The 17105-nt window shown below is 26.8% G+C and carries 9 protein-coding genes; 7 read left to right on the top strand and 2 right to left on the bottom strand.

Annotated features, from left to right (window positions below):
* Positions 1-159: 159 nt before the first annotated feature.
* Positions 160-708, bottom strand: a complete 549-nt coding sequence (locus Q0087_RS01630; protein ID WP_297897802.1) for a methylated-DNA--[protein]-cysteine S-methyltransferase — start codon at positions 706-708, stop codon at positions 160-162.
* A 162-nt stretch (positions 709-870) separates the two neighbouring features.
* Complete coding sequence (locus Q0087_RS01625) at positions 871-2184, bottom strand: glycosyl transferase GT4 family protein (RefSeq protein WP_297897800.1); 1314 nt, start codon at positions 2182-2184, stop codon at positions 871-873.
* 779 nt (positions 2185-2963) lie between these two features.
* Here Q0087_RS01625 and Q0087_RS01620 point away from each other — a divergent pair.
* The 7 genes from Q0087_RS01620 (at position 2964) to eif1A (ending at position 17027) form a co-directional block, all read left to right on the top strand.
* Complete coding sequence (locus Q0087_RS01620; protein ID WP_297897798.1) at positions 2964-4058, top strand: inositol-3-phosphate synthase; 1095 nt, start codon at positions 2964-2966, stop codon at positions 4056-4058.
* A gap of 312 nt (positions 4059-4370) precedes the next feature.
* Positions 4371-4799, top strand: a complete 429-nt coding sequence (locus tag Q0087_RS01615; RefSeq protein WP_297897795.1) for a hypothetical protein — start codon at positions 4371-4373, stop codon at positions 4797-4799.
* Positions 4800-5396: 597 nt separating this feature from the next.
* Positions 5397-7115 carry a sodium-extruding oxaloacetate decarboxylase subunit alpha gene (gene oadA / locus Q0087_RS01610; protein ID WP_297897792.1) on the top strand — a complete coding sequence of 573 codons (1719 nt, stop codon included), beginning with the start codon at positions 5397-5399 and terminating at the stop codon, positions 7113-7115.
* A gap of 1065 nt (positions 7116-8180) precedes the next feature.
* Entirely contained in the window at positions 8181-14342 is a 6162-nt protein-coding gene (locus tag Q0087_RS01605; protein ID WP_297897789.1) for a carboxypeptidase regulatory-like domain-containing protein, read from the top strand.
* A 537-nt stretch (positions 14343-14879) separates the two neighbouring features.
* Complete coding sequence (locus Q0087_RS01600; protein WP_297897786.1) at positions 14880-15014, top strand: hypothetical protein; 135 nt, start codon at positions 14880-14882, stop codon at positions 15012-15014.
* Positions 15015-15052: 38 nt separating this feature from the next.
* Positions 15053-16228 carry a hypothetical protein gene (locus Q0087_RS01595; protein ID WP_297897784.1) on the top strand — a complete coding sequence of 392 codons (1176 nt, stop codon included), beginning with the start codon at positions 15053-15055 and terminating at the stop codon, positions 16226-16228.
* Positions 16229-16727: 499 nt separating this feature from the next.
* Positions 16728-17027, top strand: a complete 300-nt coding sequence (gene eif1A, locus Q0087_RS01590; protein ID WP_297897781.1) for a translation initiation factor eIF-1A — start codon at positions 16728-16730, stop codon at positions 17025-17027.
* The last annotated feature ends 78 nt before the right edge of the window (positions 17028-17105 follow it).

Raw genomic sequence — 17105 nt, 5'->3', positions numbered from 1 at the left:
ATTATTTTTCATTTTTTAATTTTTATTATTTTATAATTCTATTATTTTTTATTATCTTTTAATTTTTAATTTTTAATTTTTATTATTTTATAATTTTATCATCTTATAAGTTTGTTAATTATAATTTCATTATATTATTAGTTAATAAGTTTTATCAATTTACAGAGCTGTTCCTTTTTTAGGCACATATAATTTTGACATGTCTACATTTTCATGTTTAAGTAACTTAATTTTTTTATCTATACCTCCAGCATATCCTGTTAAGCTACCATCTTTTCCTACAACTCTATGACATGGGATAATGATAGAAATAGGATTATGTCCTACAGCTCCCCCAACGGCCTGACTAGACATTTTTTCTTTGTTCATTTGTTTTGCAATATTTTTAGCTATTTCTCCATAGGTTATAGTTTTTCCATAGGGTATTTCAAGAAGAATGTCCCACACCGATTTTCTAAACTCAGTTCCTTTAGGTTCTAAGGGTAAATCCGAAATTTTTGGATTTTCGCCTTCAAAATAGCTATCCAACCATTTAAAAACTTTATTAAATATAATTAATTCCTCTTTTCCTACTCTCTTTAATGTTTTATTATTTAAATTATCAGCAAAGTGTTTTTGATCTTTCATCCATATTCCAATAAGATTTTCACCATCACTAACTAATAAAAGTGGTCCAATTGGTGAAGAATATTCTGTTGAATAAATCATTATTTTTCTCCTTATTAATTTATTTTTCTCTTTATTAATTTATTTTTCCCAATTATCTTTATTTTTTGATTATTATCTATAATTATTTTTTTATTTTATTATTTATAATGATAATTTGCATTTTTTTTGAATATATTTTATAATTATTAATATAATACAATTTTAAATAGAATCAAGTATTTTTGAAAATTTCTGAGCTGTAGCTATAATTGAATACTTGTTTACTTCTTCATTGCCATTATATTTTAATGTTTTATTTTCAGAAAAATTATTATAAAATTTCATGATTGCTTCTTTTGTTTCTTCTATTGTAGAAACATGATAACCAATGTTAGTTTTTTCAATCAAACTTTTAAGAGACCCTTCTTTATATCCAATTGATAATACTGGACGTTTTGCAGCTAAATATTCATAAATTTTTCCAGGTAAAAAAATCTTCTCTTTTTCATTATTCCAAGATAATAATAAAAGAGCTTGAGATTCTTTTTGTTTTTTCAATACTTCTTTATGGGGGATTGATCCATGAATATTCACAATATTTTCAATATTATATTCTTTAGCTATATTTTCAATACCTTCGTTATCTCCATAAAAATCTAAAGATAATACTGAAGGAGGGATTCTTTCTTCATCAATTAACTGTCTAATTCCTTTAAAAAGAATTTTAGGGTCTCTTTTTCCACCATAAAGAGATCCAGCATAGATAAAATTTAATTTTTCATTATTTTTAGGAATATTATTTTCAGTTATGTCTTCGATATCATATCCACTCATAACAGTACAGATTTTATTATTGGGGTGTAATTTTTGGAGTGTTTCACTAGCTAATTTTGTGGTTGTGGTTAAAACATCTGCATATTTGAATGTTTCAATCTCTAATTTCTTTTCAAAATGATTTCGTATAAATGTGTGATTTACATAAGGATTTAAATTCCAAAGATCTCTTAAATCAGCTATCCAATTAATATTATATTGCTTTTTAAGGTCTTTAGCTATTATATGTGAGGTAACTGGCCATGAAGAGCTAATTATAGCTTCGATATCATTTACTTCTATTGCTTCTTTTGAAACTTCCATAGCTGGTTCATACCAATACTTCATTCCATCAGGGTAAGCAAAGATTTCTCCAGCTAATGAAATAGCTTTTGATATTAAAGTGTTTTTTTCATTACTTTTTCCATTATTTTTCACATTACTTATTTCATTATTTTTTACATTAATAATTTTATTTTCAAAATTATTTGGAGATTTTTTGAATTTATTCATCCATTTATCTAACATATCTTCATATTCTGTTTCAATGACTTTGAAATCTAAATTATTATTTGGATAGCTAGGAATATTATCTAATTTAGGCACTATTACAATAGGTTCCCATCCAAACTGGGGTAAATATTTAGCTAAACCTCTTAAACGTTTTGATGCGATTTCATTAGTTTGATTAAAATAAAATGCTATTAAAAGTACCTTCTTCATTGAAACACCGGTTAAATAATTTAATAAGTGAAAAATATATTATTATAATACATAAAAAACATTAGATATAAAAAACATTAGATATAAAAAAAATTAGATTAATTATTATTAATCATAGTTATATTGTTTTATATCATTTATTTTTATATCATTTATTTTAATATCAATTATATTTAAATGATATAAAGTATAGATATTATTATGATTATAAGGTTGATAATGTTATTATTTATAAGCTAAATATTATTATTGATTTTTTTATTTTATAATATTGTACTAATTTTATAATATTATAATAAATAGGATAATAATATTGAATAATTTAAATATTTTATATTATATTATTGAATAATTTTTTATAATAGGATAATTTTTTATAATAACTAATTGAATATTGTTTATATAATAATAAATTGAATAATTTGGATATTTTATAAATAGTTCTTTCAATTTAATTTTATAAATTTATTATAAAATTTATTATAATAAACCTCAATATAAAATAAATTCAATATGCTATTAGAAATTAAGTTAATATTTAAATATTATATTTAATATTATATTAATTTACATAATTAATTTACAATAAAAAAAATCTATAATATTGATTAAAATAAATAATATATAACTATAAAAATTGATAATAAAATTATTTATTAATAAAACTTAATTTATACTAAGATTATTTATTCAATAAAAAATTAGTTCATAATAAACTTAGTACAAAATATAATTAATCACTAAATATTCAACAATATTTTTAAAAAAGGGTGTTCGATTTGGATAAAATAAAAATAGCTATTGTAGGTATTGGAAATTGCGCTAGTTCTCTTATTCAAGGAATTCATTATTACAAAAATAAAGATGAAAAAGATGCTATTGGTTTAATGCATTGGAAAATTGGAAATTATGAACCATCAGATATTGAAGTAGTTGCTGCATTTGATGTAGATAAAAGAAAAGTAGGAAAAACTATTGATGAAGCTATTTTTGCAAAACCGAATTGTACTACTATATTTCAAGATGATATTCCAAAATCTGAAGTTAAAGTATCAATGGGAAATGTTTTAGATGGTGTAGCTCCTCACATGAAAGATTTTGAGGATGATTATACTTTCGTTGTTTCTGATGATCAACCTTCAGATGTTGTAGAAATTTTAAAAGATTCTGGAGCTGAAATCCTCTTAAATTATCTTCCAGTAGGATCAGAAAAGGCAGCTCGTTTTTATGCTCAATGTGCATTAGATGCAGGAGTTGCTTTTGTTAATTGTATGCCTGTTTTCATTGTGAGTGATGATGAATGGGAAGCTAAATTTAGAGAAAAAGGTATACCTGCTGTTGGTGATGATATAAAAGCTCAAATAGGAGCTACTATAACTCATAGGACTTTAGCTAATTTGTTTAAAGAGAGAGGCGTAAAGTTAGATCATACTTATCAAATTAACACTGGTGGAAATACTGATTTTATTAATATGCTTAGTAGAGAAAGGTTAGATTCTAAAAAAGAATCAAAAACAGAAGCCGTTCAATCAGTACTTGATGATAGGATGGATCCTCATGATATTCACATTGGTCCAAGTGATTATGTGCCTTGGCAAAAAGATAATAAATTATGTTTCCTTAGAATGGAAGGAAAAACATTTGGGGATGTTCCAATGAATATTGAGCTAAGATTAAGTGTTGAAGATTCTCCAAATTCTGCAGGTTGTGTAATTGATGCAGTTAGGTGCTGTAAATTAGCTATTGAAAGAGGAATTGGTGGTAAATTAACTTCTATTTCATCTTACACTATGAAACACCCTCCAGAACAGTTTACTGATGATGAAGCTTATAGAAAAGTTAATGAGTTTATTGAAGGAAAACTAGAAAGATAAAATATTTTTACTATTTTTTAAGTTTTCATTATTTTTTATTTTTAAAATTCCCTTATTTTTAAGATTTTTTATTTTTTAAGGTTCTTTTTTTATATTTTCAGCGTTTTTATATTATTTTTAATATTTCTACTTTTCATAATAGAATATTATTTAGATTATTGCTTTTTTTATTTTTATATTATTTTTTATACTAAATAGTTGGAGAGAATATTATCCTATATGATTAATATATAAATACATTGTTAAAAAATACAATATATTTATATGTTTCAAATTACATATAATAAAAAAAGAATTATTAGGGGAGCTATTATGATAGAAATAAAATTAACAAGAAAAATAAAAGGAAAAAACTTAACAAAAGAATATGAAGAAGTATATGGATCTATTAAAAAATTAGAAAATATTTTTAAAAAAGGAAAAGGAGACATGAAACTTCAAATGGATTTAGAAAATTGGAAATACTTTTTAGAACATCCTGATGAAGAAATAGAACAAGATAAAATAATATTCACTGACAAAACAAAAATATCAATGATAGATTTAGAATTACTAAACTTTATCAAATATGAGAAACCAAAATCTATAACCGAACTAGCTAAATATCTTGAAAAGGATGTCGCAAATGTTCAAAGAAAGGTAGATACATTAAAAAAAGAAGGATTTTTAGAGTTAGAAAAAGGGAATCGGAATAGTAAAATTCCAGTGCTAAACTATGATAAAATAGAAATAGAAATATAATTAAAATTTAATTTTTTAATTTTACTATTCTTTGAGAATCATTATTCTTCAAGAAATTATAATATTTTATCTATTTGATATTATTATTATTATTATTATTATTATTTAGATTATTATTTGATTCCCCTTATTTTTCTTTTCATTTTCTTTATATTCTAACACTACTAATTTTTCATCAAATTTTCATACCCGTTTTTACTAAAAAGTTATTCAAAATTTATCTCAGATGTTATTTTTTATCTAGAAATTGATATTACTATTTTGTATTGATTTTTGATAATTATTCATTTTTAGTAAATTTTATAAAAATAAAAAATAGATAAATATTATTAATAAGTTTAACAATATAGTATTATATTATAAAAATTATCTATGAAAATTACTTTTGATTTTCATACTTATTATTCATTGATAGAATTTTACAGTTTAAATAAAATTGTCTTTTTTATCTAAATTTTTTTAATTCAAAATAAAAAAAAAATTTTGCTTTTTGATGGGAATTTTAGGTTTAAATGAAATTTTGCTGTTTAAAAAATGAAATTTATTGTTTAAATTATCATTAATGGTAGAAATCTGATTGTAAGGAAGGTAAATATTATGAAGACTACAAAAATTACAGAAACTGCCCTAAGAGATGCTCATCAATCCCTTTTAGCTACTCGGATGAGAACAAGGGATATGATTCCAATTGCTGAAGAAATGGATAAGGTAGGTTTTTTCTCAATTGAAGCATGGGGAGGGGCTACTTTTGATGCTTGTATTCGTTACTTAAATGAAGATCCATGGGAGAGACTTAGATTACTTAAAGAAAAAATCACTAAGACTCCTATTCAAATGTTACTCAGAGGTCAGAATTTAGTAGGTTATAAACATTATCCTGATGATATTGTGGAAAAATTTGTAGAAAATGCTTATACAAATGGAGTCGATATTTTCCGTGTTTTTGATGCTCTTAATGACATAAAAAATATGGAAACAACAATTAAAACAGCTAAAAAACAAGGAGCTCATGTCCAAGGAACTTTAAGTTATACTACAAGCCCTGTTCACACACTTGATAATTTTATAGACCTTGCAAAAGATTTAGAAGCATTAGAATGTGATTCAATAGCTATAAAAGATATGGCGGGGTTAATAAATCCAAAAAATATTTATGAACTTGTGACTCGATTAAAAGAAGAAACTGATTTGCTAGTAAATTTACATTGTCACTGTACTAGTGGAATGACTCCAATTAGCTATTATGTTGCTTGTGAAGCTGGAGTTGATGTATTAGATACTGCAATTTCTCCATTATCTTGGGGAACATCACAACCTCCAACTGAAAGTATTGTAGCTGCATTACAAGGCACTGAATATGATACTAAATTGGATCTTAAACGATTAAATCATATTAAAAAATATTTTGAAGGTATAAAAGAAAAATATGCATCTTTACTCGATCCAATTACTGAAAAAATTGACACTGATGTTCTTATATATCAAATACCTGGGGGAATGCTTTCTAATTTGGTTTCACAGCTAAAAGAACAGAATGCATTAGATAGATATCAAGATGTTTTAGATGAAATGCCAAGAGTTAGGAAAGATATGGGATATCCTCCACTTGTAACTCCAACTAGTCAGATTGTTGGTATACAAGCAGTTATGAATGTTCTTGGTGGTAAAAGATATAAACTTGTTTCTAATGAAGTTAAGGAATATATGAGGGGTAAATATGGTAAACCTCCTGCTCCAGTTAATCCTAGAATAGCTAAAAAAATAATTGGTGATGAGAAACCTATAGAACATCGTCCTGCTGATGATCTAGAACCACAATATGATTATTATAAACAAGAAGGGGAAAAAGAAGGTTTAATTAAAAAAGAAGAGGATATAATAACTTTAGCATTGTATCCTCAAGTAGCTGCTAAATTTTTAAGAGGGGAAGCTGAAGAAGAAAAAATTGAACCTAAGAAAATACAAAACCTAGAAGAATCAGAATTTGCAATCCCTACAGAATATAATGTTGAAGTAGATGGGGATGTTTTTGATGTTAGAATAATGCCAACTGGTTTCATGGAAATTGGTGAAGCAGATCCATCCACTCTTTCTAGCCCAGTTGAAGGAGGTTTAACCTCTACAATGCAAGGTATGATTTTAAAACTAAAAGTTAATGTTGGGGATAAAATCAAGAAAGGGGATATTTTAGCTGTTATTGAAGCTATGAAAATGGAAAACGACATCCAAGCAGAAGAAGATGGAGTTGTTAAAGAAATATTTGTATCTGAAGGCGATGCAGTAAACGCTGGAGATACTATAATGATAATTAATTAGGTTTACCTATTTAATTTTTCATACTTATTTTTTTATAATTTTTAGTTCCATTTGGCTATTTTTATATCATTTTCATTGTCTATTTATCCTTATTTTTAAGATTGAATAATATTTTCTCATTTTTTTGTTTTTATAGATTTTATTATTGAGTTATTATCTTTTCAAATGTTTTTTTTTTTTAATTATTTTAAAAGCTTTTTTCATTATAGAAAAATATTTTATTTTTATCATAAAATTTTCCAAAAACATAGAAAGATTTATATAGAGAGTGGTTACTATATAATAATATAAAATCATAGTGAATGCTCATATTTTTATATGTAGTTTTTATTTTTTTAAATTCGTTATATCATTTTTAACTTCGTTAAACCGCAGTATAACGAAAAATAATAAAAAATAAGAGTTATATATAAAGAAAATAGTATTATTCTACATAAATGAATATAAAATCTACAAAGCTAATGCAAATATAATAAAAAAATATAGAATAATTAATAAATTTTATTTAAAATTAAATAATTACTAAAATTTGTAAAAAATATTATAAAAATAATAAAATTATTATATAATTAATTAAAGAATGTATTGTTTTTAAAAACAATGTAAAAAATAAAATTTATAAAAATTATATATTATTATAAAAAATACCATAAAAATAATAAGAATATTTTTAAAAATAAAGAATTTAAAACAAGTCAAATAACAAATACGCCACAAAATAGCATATTTCCAATTTTATGTACTACGTTATACTGCGGTATAACAAAGTAAGTTTTTTTCGGGGGTTTCATCATCAGTGTTTAATCTTTTTTTAGTTTAGTGAGTATTCATTATAGTTATTAATGAGAAGAAAATTAGTTTATAAATCATAATTTGTTTTATGGGTTTAATTTTCTTTTGATTAATAATAATTTTAGCAATGAAGAACAATAAGTGTAATGATTTTTTTTATGTTGTTGTTTAGCTTTAGTTATGTTAATCTAAAATTCGCAATGATTATGAATTATGAAGGAGTCTATTAACTTTTAAATAAGTTATATTATGGCTTTTTATTTTATCATAATTATGAAAATAATAATAAAAATTTTTAATCTATATAATGGAGGTGAAAATATCGAAAAAAAGCAAATAACTTTATTAACAATTTTAACCGTGTTTATAACCTTACTATTTGTCTGCAGTTTATCAGCTGTCAGTGCAGCAAATCAAACTATAGATAACTCAACAGGAATAAGCACAGGAATAACCAACACAGGAAACGGGGACACATTAACATTAGAAGAAGGAAACTATAGTAAATCTACGGATCGTGGAATCACAATCAACAAAAACATAACAATACAAGGAAATACATCAACAAACAAAGTAATCATCGACGCACAAAAACTCAACAGAATATTCACAATAGGCAATAATGTGAATGTGGTTTTCATGAACTTAACATTCGCCAATGCATACACAACAGGTAATGGAGGAGCAATATATAACAACTACGCAAACTCAACAATAACATTCCTCAATTGTACATTCCTCAACAACACAGCAAATCAAGGAGGAGCAATTTATAATACTGGAACTGGTTTTTCTGTGAGTAATTCTATTTTTACCGATAATGTTGCGATTAGTAGTGGTAGTTCTGCTGGTGGTGGTGCTATCCGTAATTCTGGTGTTGATTTTTCTGTTAGTAATTCTACTTTCACAAAAAATAATGCAACTAGTTATGGTGGCGCTATCGTTAATTCTGGTGCTCGTTTTTCTGTGACTAATTCTACTTTCACAGATAATGTTGCAAGTCGTTATGGTGGTGGTGCTATCTATAACTCTGGAGGTAATTTTTCTGTGAATGATTCTACTTTTGCAGGTAATATTGCAAATAGTAGTGGTGGTGCTATCTATAATAATGGTGGTAATAATTTTCTTGTGAATGATTCTATTTTTACCAATAATGTTGCGATTAGTAGTGGTAGTTCTGCTGGTGGTGGTGCTATCCGTAATTCTGGTGTTGATTTTTCTGTTAGTAATTCTACTTTCACAAATAATATTGGTATGTATGGTGGTGCTATCCGTAATAGTGGTAGTAATTTTTTTGTTATTAATTCTACTTTTATAGATAATAAAGCTAATAATATTGGTGGTGCTATCTATAATAATGGTGCTAATAGTATTGTGAGTGATTCTACTTTTACAGGTAATATTGCAAGGACTAGTGGTGGTGCTATCCGTAATGGTGGTAGTAATTCTTCTGTGAGTAATTCTACTTTCACAAATAATACTGCTATGTATGGTGGTGCTATCCGTAATTATGGGAATATTTTTTCTGTTATTAATTCTACTTTTACTAATAATATTGCAACTACTAGTGGTGGTGCTATCTATAGTAGGGCGAGTAATAGTATTGTGAGTGATTCTATTTTTACAGGTAATATTGCAGCTAATCATGGTGGTGCTATCTATAATATTGAGGGTATTAACTTTTCTGTGAGTAATTCTACTTTCACAAATAATACTGCTATGTATGGTGGTGCTATCCGTAATAGTGGTAGTAATTCTTCTGTGAGTAATTCTACTTTTATAGATAATGTTGCAAGTCGTTATGGCGGTGCTATTTATAATAGTGGTGGTATGTTTGTTGTTGGTAATGTTATGTCTGGTAATACTGCAAGTATTTCTGGTCCGATGATTTATAATACGGCTCGTATGGGTATTTTAAATCTGACTTATCTCAGTAATATGACGGTTTTTGTTGATGGTAGTAGTGTTATTTTGTATGCTACTTTAACTGATGATATGGGTAATACTGTATCTGGACAAAGAATATACTTCTATGTCAATGGAACACTTATCGGTTCTACTATTTCTGATAGAAATGGTGAGGCAAAAATAAGTTTTAGTATACCTATGTCAATGAGGTCGTCTGTTGTTCCTGTGACTGGTGATTATGCTGGTCGTACTGGATATGAACTTAATGTTTTAAACGGTGAATTGGATATTTTGGTTCTTACTAAGATACCTACTCAGTCTACTATTAATGTTGTTAATGTTGTGAAAATTGGGCAAAACATTGCTGTTAATGGTGTTGCTAGTGATGAAAATGGTAATCCTTTAGCTAATATTCAGATAACTGTTGTTATTGGTAGTCAAACATTTTATGTAACTACAAATATTCTTGGTTATTGGAATTTAACTTATGTAGCTACTAATGCAGGTGATTTTGAGATCATAGTTCAGTGGCCTGGTAATGATACTCATACTAGTTTCGTTAACATCACAGAACTAGAAGTCACACAATATGCAACTAACTCAACAGTAAATGTTTCTAATAATCCCAAAGTTGGTCAAACAACTACTATTTCTGGTGTTGCAAAAGATGAAAGTGGTAATCCAATAGCTAATACTATGATACAAGTCATTATTGAGGATAGTGATGAGAATTCATGGTCTTTTAATGTAATGACTGATATTAATGGTGCTTGGACAGTAACTTTCACACCAAACAATGCAGGTAACTATATTGTTACTGTATCTTGGAATGGTAACACAACTCATCTAGATTTTACTAATACTACAAGTTTTAATGTAGCCAAAGCAATAGCTAACTCTACAATTGTAGTTTCTAATGGTAAAATCGGTCAAACAACAACTATAAGTGGTGTTGCAAAAGATGAAAACGGCAACCCATTAACTGAAATCGACATAATTGTCATTATTAATGGTCAAAGTTTTACTGTAACAACTGATATTAATGGAGCTTGGAGTTTATCTTATACTCCTAGTGTTTCTGGTAATCTTAGTGTTGTTGTATCTTGGGCAGGTAGTGCTGATCATCTTAACTTCACTAATAGTACAATATTAAGTGTAGCTAATGCAAGTACTAATTCAACTATTGTTGTTGTTAATAGTACTGTAGGTAAATCTACTACTATTAATGGAACTGCTATAGATGAGAATGGTAACGTTTTAGCTAATGTTACACTTACTGTTACTGTTAATGGTGTAGATTATAGTGTAGTGACTAATGGTGCTGGTTTTTGGAGTTTAACTTATATTCCAAATACTGCTGGTAATCTTAATGTTCAAGTTACTTGGACAAGTAATGCTACTCATAATGGCTTTACTAATACTACTATTCTTAATGTAAGCAAAGCAGCTACTAATTCAACCATTAATGTCAATGGCAGTATCGTAGGTAAAAATATAACTATCAATGGTACTGCAACTGATGAAAATGGCAATCCATTAGCTAATGTTACTTTAAATGTTACAATTAATGGTATTGTACATAGTGTTACTACTAATAGTGGTGGTTTCTGGAGTTTAACTTATGTTGCAAATGCTAGTGGTACTTTCAATGTTCAGGTATCTTACCTAGGCAACAGTACTCACTTAGACTTTACCAACATAACTAGCTTCAATATAGCTAATGCAAGTACAAATTCAACTATCAATGCACCAAGTGGTAAAATTGGTCAACAATCTACTATTACTGGTGTTGCGACTGATGAGAATGGTAATCCTTTAGCTAATGTTCAAATAACTGTCACTGTTAATGGTACAAGTTATAGTGTAAATACTACTAGTGCTGGTGCTTGGAGTCTTAATATTACTCCTGGTGTTTCTGGTAGTCTCAATGTTCAAGTTACTTGGACAGGCAATGCCACACATAATAGCTTTACTAATAACACTGTTTGGAATGTAGCTAATGCAAGTACTAATTCAACTATCAATGCACCAAGTGGTAAGATTGGTCAACAATCTACTATTGCTGGTGTTGCGACTGATGAGAATGGTAATCCTTTAGCTAATGTTCAAATAACTGTCACTGTTAATGGTACAAGTTATAGTGTAAATACTACTAGTGCTGGTGCTTGGAGTCTTAATATTACTCCTGGTGTTTCTGGTAGTCTCAATGTTCAAGTTACTTGGGCAGGTAATGCCACACATAATAGCTTTACTAATAACACTGTTTGGAATGTAGCTAATGCAGGTAGTAATTCTACTATCAATGCCCCTAATGGTAAGATTGGTCAACAATCTACTATTAGTGGTGTTGCGACTGATGAGAATGGTAATCATTTAGCTAATATTCAAATAACTGTTGTTATTAATGGTACAAGTTATAGTTTCAATACTTCTAGTACTGGTGCTTGGAGTTTAAATTATACTCCTGGTGTTTCTGGTAATTTAGGTGTTGTTGTATCTTGGATAGGTAACAGTACTCATGCTGGTTTCAGCAATAGTACTGTTTTCAATGTAGCTAATGCTAGTACTAACTCAACTATAGTTGTTGTTAATAGTACTGTAGGTAAATCTACAACTATTAATGGCACTGCAATTGATGAGAATGGTAACGTTTTAGCTAATGTACAGCTTACTGTTACTGTTAATGGTGTAGATTATAGTGTAGTGACTAATGGTGCTGGTTTTTGGAGTTTAACTTATATTCCAAATATTGCAGGTAGTTTAAATGTTCAAGTTACTTGGGCAGGTAATGCTACTCATAATGGATTTACTAATTCTACTCTTCTTAATGTAAGTAGAGCAGCTACTAATTCAACTATTAATGTCAATGGTAGTATCGTAGGTAAAAATATTATTATCAGTGGTACTGCAGTAGATGAGAATGGTAATCCATTGGCTAATGTTACTCTAAATGTTACAATTAATGGTATTGTACATAGTGTTACTACTAATAGTGCTGGTTTCTGGAGTTTAACTTATGTTGCAAATGCTAGTGGTACTTTCAATGTTCAGGTATCTTACCTAGGCAATAGTACTCACTTTGACTTTTTAAACACAACTAGCTTCAATATAGCTAATGCAAGTACAAATTCAACTATCAATACACCTAATGGTAAGGTTGGTCAACAATCTACTATTACTGGTGTTGCAACTGATGAAAATGGTAATCCATTAGCTAATGTTCAAATAAATGTTATTATTAATGGTACAAGTTACAGTGTCAATACTTCTAGTACTGGTGCTTGGAGTTTAAATTATACTCCGAGTGTTTCTGGTAACTTGGATGTTGTTGTCTCTTGGGCTGGTAATGGTACTCATAATGGCTTTACTAATGCTACTGTTTTTACTGTGGTTAATGCGGGTAGTAATTCTACTATCGTTGTTCCTAGTGGTAATGCTGGTCAGTCAATGAATATTACAGGTGTTGCTCTTGATGATAATGGTAATCCATTAGCAGGTGTTCAGTTAACTGTTGTTATTGATGGTTCAAGTTATAATGTGACTACTGATGGTGTGGGTGCTTGGAGTATTATTTTTACTCCAGGACGTGAAGGTTTATTTGATTTGTCTGTTAGTTGGGCTGGTAATTCTACCCATAATGGATTTACTAATGATACAGTGTTTTCTGTTCCAAAAATCCCAACTAACTCTACAATCAATGCACCAAATACTAAAGTAGGTGAACTATCCACTATAAGTGGTGTGGCATTGGATGATAATGGTAATCCATTAGCTAATATTCAATTAACTGTTGTTGTTGATGGTACTGTTTATAATGTTACAACTGATAGTACTGGTGTTTGGAGTCTTAATATTACTCCAATAAACTCTGGTAGCTTGAATGTTGTGGTATCTTGGATTGGTAATAATACTCATCATGGTTTTAGTAACTTGACTGTTTTTGTTGTGGCTAAATTAGCTACTAACTCTAGTGTTCTTGTTTCTAATGCTACAGTGGGAAAATCAACTATTATTCGTGGTGTTCTAGCTGATGAAAACAACAAACCAATTATTGGTGCTAATCTTACTGTTATAGTTGATGGTAAATCATTTAATGTGATTACTGGTGCAGATGGAAGTTGGAATCTATCCTACACTCTACTTAAAGCCGGTAAACTCACAATAAAAGTTGACTATCTAGGTAATAGTAATTATTTAGCATCTACTAATAGTACTGTTCTTACAGTTTCTGAAGGTCCTGTTAATCCTGTAAAACCTGATATTCGTTTTATCAAAAGGACTAATAAGAAATCTATTAAAAATGGTAAAAAGGTTATTATGAAGTATTTGACTTATAAAAACTTTGGAGGTTCTGGTTCACAGAACCTAAGTGCTCAAGTTTTATTTAAAAACTTTAAATATAAAGTTTTAAACAAAATCAAACTTCAGTATGCAAAAAACAAAGTAAAATTCAAAGTCACACTAAAATCCGGTGGAACATTCACACTAAAAATAAAAACCTACAAATCTATAAAAGCAAAAACATAAAAAATAAACACAAAAAATTAAACAATTTTAAGGTAAGAAAAAATAATAAAAAAGAGTTTAAATTAAAAATGATTAATATTTATTAATTTTTATAAAAAAACTCATTAATTATCAATTCTTCCCACTTTTCTTTTTTTAAAAAATAATATTTATTCATTAATTTAATAAATAATTGATACTATACTTTTTTTCTATAATAAAATAATGATTTTATAAAAAACAAAAAAACATTTTTTTATAAAATGATTGTTTCTTTTTTAAATATATATGGTATTATGAATCTACATAAAAATAACTGTAATCTTCATTTTTACATATTTCCAAATATTCTACTTAACTATAAAGTGTTGTACAGAAAAAAATAGTAAAAGTCTAAAAATTATATAATAAATTTTATATTTATAATTAGAATAATTAATATTATAACAAATAAAAAAAATGAATATGCAAATTTCAAGATTTCAAAAAAGTTTTTATAATACTAAAACTAGATATATAACTATAAATATTATTCATATGCAAAAGAGGTGATTTAATATGATGAGAAAAAACGGCTCATATAAAGAAATAAAAGGACAATCTAACACAGTTCATGCCGCAAAATCAAAAAAAATCAAAGTATATGAAGAAGAAATAAAAAATGCTAAAATTCACAAATGGAGCAGAAAATAAAACACAAAATTTTCTTTTTTTTAAAATTATAGAGTTCCATGGCAAATGACCCTACCATAAAGCAAGGTTGGTTGCATATTTATGATAAAGTAGATAAAAAGAACAACCGACGAATTAGACATGTACATGACTTTTTAACAGAAAATAACTACTATGATATAGATTTCACTGGCACTGACTTTTCTAGCTTAGAAATAATAGGAAGAAACATCAACTCCGAACTAGCTTACTTTGAAAAAGAGGGGATAGTAAAAGTATCACTCTCACCAATGAATAGATGGCCAAGCACCACAGATCCTCAAAGTTATCATGAAAAAATAAAACTTAAACACATAAGAATTGACATAGGATATAACACACTCGAAAATGAGTTTGAGAAAAATAAAATAAGAGGATATAAATCATTAATCTACTTCACACATAGAATAGTTCAAGAATTTCACATTTATTTACCTAATGGTCTTAAAATAAAAGAGAATAATGTTTTTGTTGATGTTAATTTTAGAAATTCTGATGATGAAATAATAATTGGGTACTCCTTCACAAATAATAAAAAAGCGATAGAAGAAATATATCAAGAAGATGAGGAAATAGATCAAAATAATGAAGAAATATTTCCAAATGATAACGCAGATTTATTATTTTTCCATAAAGATGCAATAGAGAATAAATACACTATAATATTAAATCCCTATTATTACAATAAAATTGATGAATCAATAGAACATGACAATATAGAAGTAGTATTAAGATATGAAGCAGTAAATTCCAAAACATTCTTTTTCATACCTGCATTAGTAATAATCGCTTTTGCTTTATCAATAGCAGAACTATTTTCATATCAACTATTAGGCGTTCCTTTTATAGCTTTTATATCAGTAGGAGTTCTGTATCTTGGTTTAAAAAATCAAAATTATGAAATACCTTTTGAAAGAATGGTAAGATATTTGTTCTTTTTAACTATAATAATACTACTAATAAAATGTGTTTCATTAGCATATCATGACTATTTATTTCCACAATCTAATACAAGTTTTATAAAATTTATTCTAAATTACCTAAATTCTACTAACTTACTTCATTTTTTTATTTTAAATAATTTGCCAATAAAATTTAAAGATAATATTTTCTCAATAAACTTTAAAGATAATGTTTTAAATGTATTAAAATATATTAATTCTTTGTCTTTTTTTATTTATTCTTTAAAATTTTAAATTAAAAAACACGTTTTATAAAGATATATTCTCATAAAGTATTATATAGGAAAAAATATAAATTATATTATTATAATTAATAGAATAATAAAATATCAGATTATTATAAGATTTCTATTTTAAAATTCTGCATATTATTAATCTATATTAATTCCTATTAGAATGATTATAGTTTTATCATATAATTTTATAAATACTAGGTAATTTATAGTGATTATAATATTAATAAAGCAGATTTATATTGAATAAATTTATTAAAATATTATATTGCTAAAATTTTTAATATTACTAAAATTTTTATTAAAGTATATTTTATTAAAACATACTTTATTAAGTATATTTTAAAATATATTTTGTTAAAGTGTATTTTATTAAATTTTATTTTATTAAATTTTATCTTATTGAATTTTAGATTATTGAATATAATTTAATATATTTATTGTTAGAATTATGAGTTATTAAAAGTAATTAAGTTTGAATTAATTTTGGAGGAGAGTTTTTGGCAAGAGAAGAACCAACACAAGAATTTAGAAGAGTAAGAACACCAAGAAGGGGAGAAATTCCTGGAATTGTAGAACAAATCATGGGGCATGGAAAACTAAAAGTTAGATGTGCTGACGGACATATTAGAATGACAAGAATTCCTGGTAAAATGAAAAAAAGAATATGGATTAGGGAAGGAGATGTTGTTCTTGTAAAGCCATGGGATTTCCAATCAGATGAAAAAGCTGATGTTATATGGAGATATACTAGAACAGAATCTAATTGGCTTGAAAGAAAAGGTTTCTTAAAAATGTAACTTTTTCAAATATTTTTTTATTTTACTAGAACAGAATCTAATTGGCTTGAAAGAAAAGGTTTCTTAAAAATGTAACTT

This window comes from uncultured Methanobrevibacter sp. (assembly GCF_937881195.1).
Lineage (GTDB): Archaea > Methanobacteriota > Methanobacteria > Methanobacteriales > Methanobacteriaceae > Methanobinarius.
The sequence above is the reverse complement of the archived record's forward strand: the minus strand, read 5'-3'. Positions and strand labels throughout refer to the sequence as shown.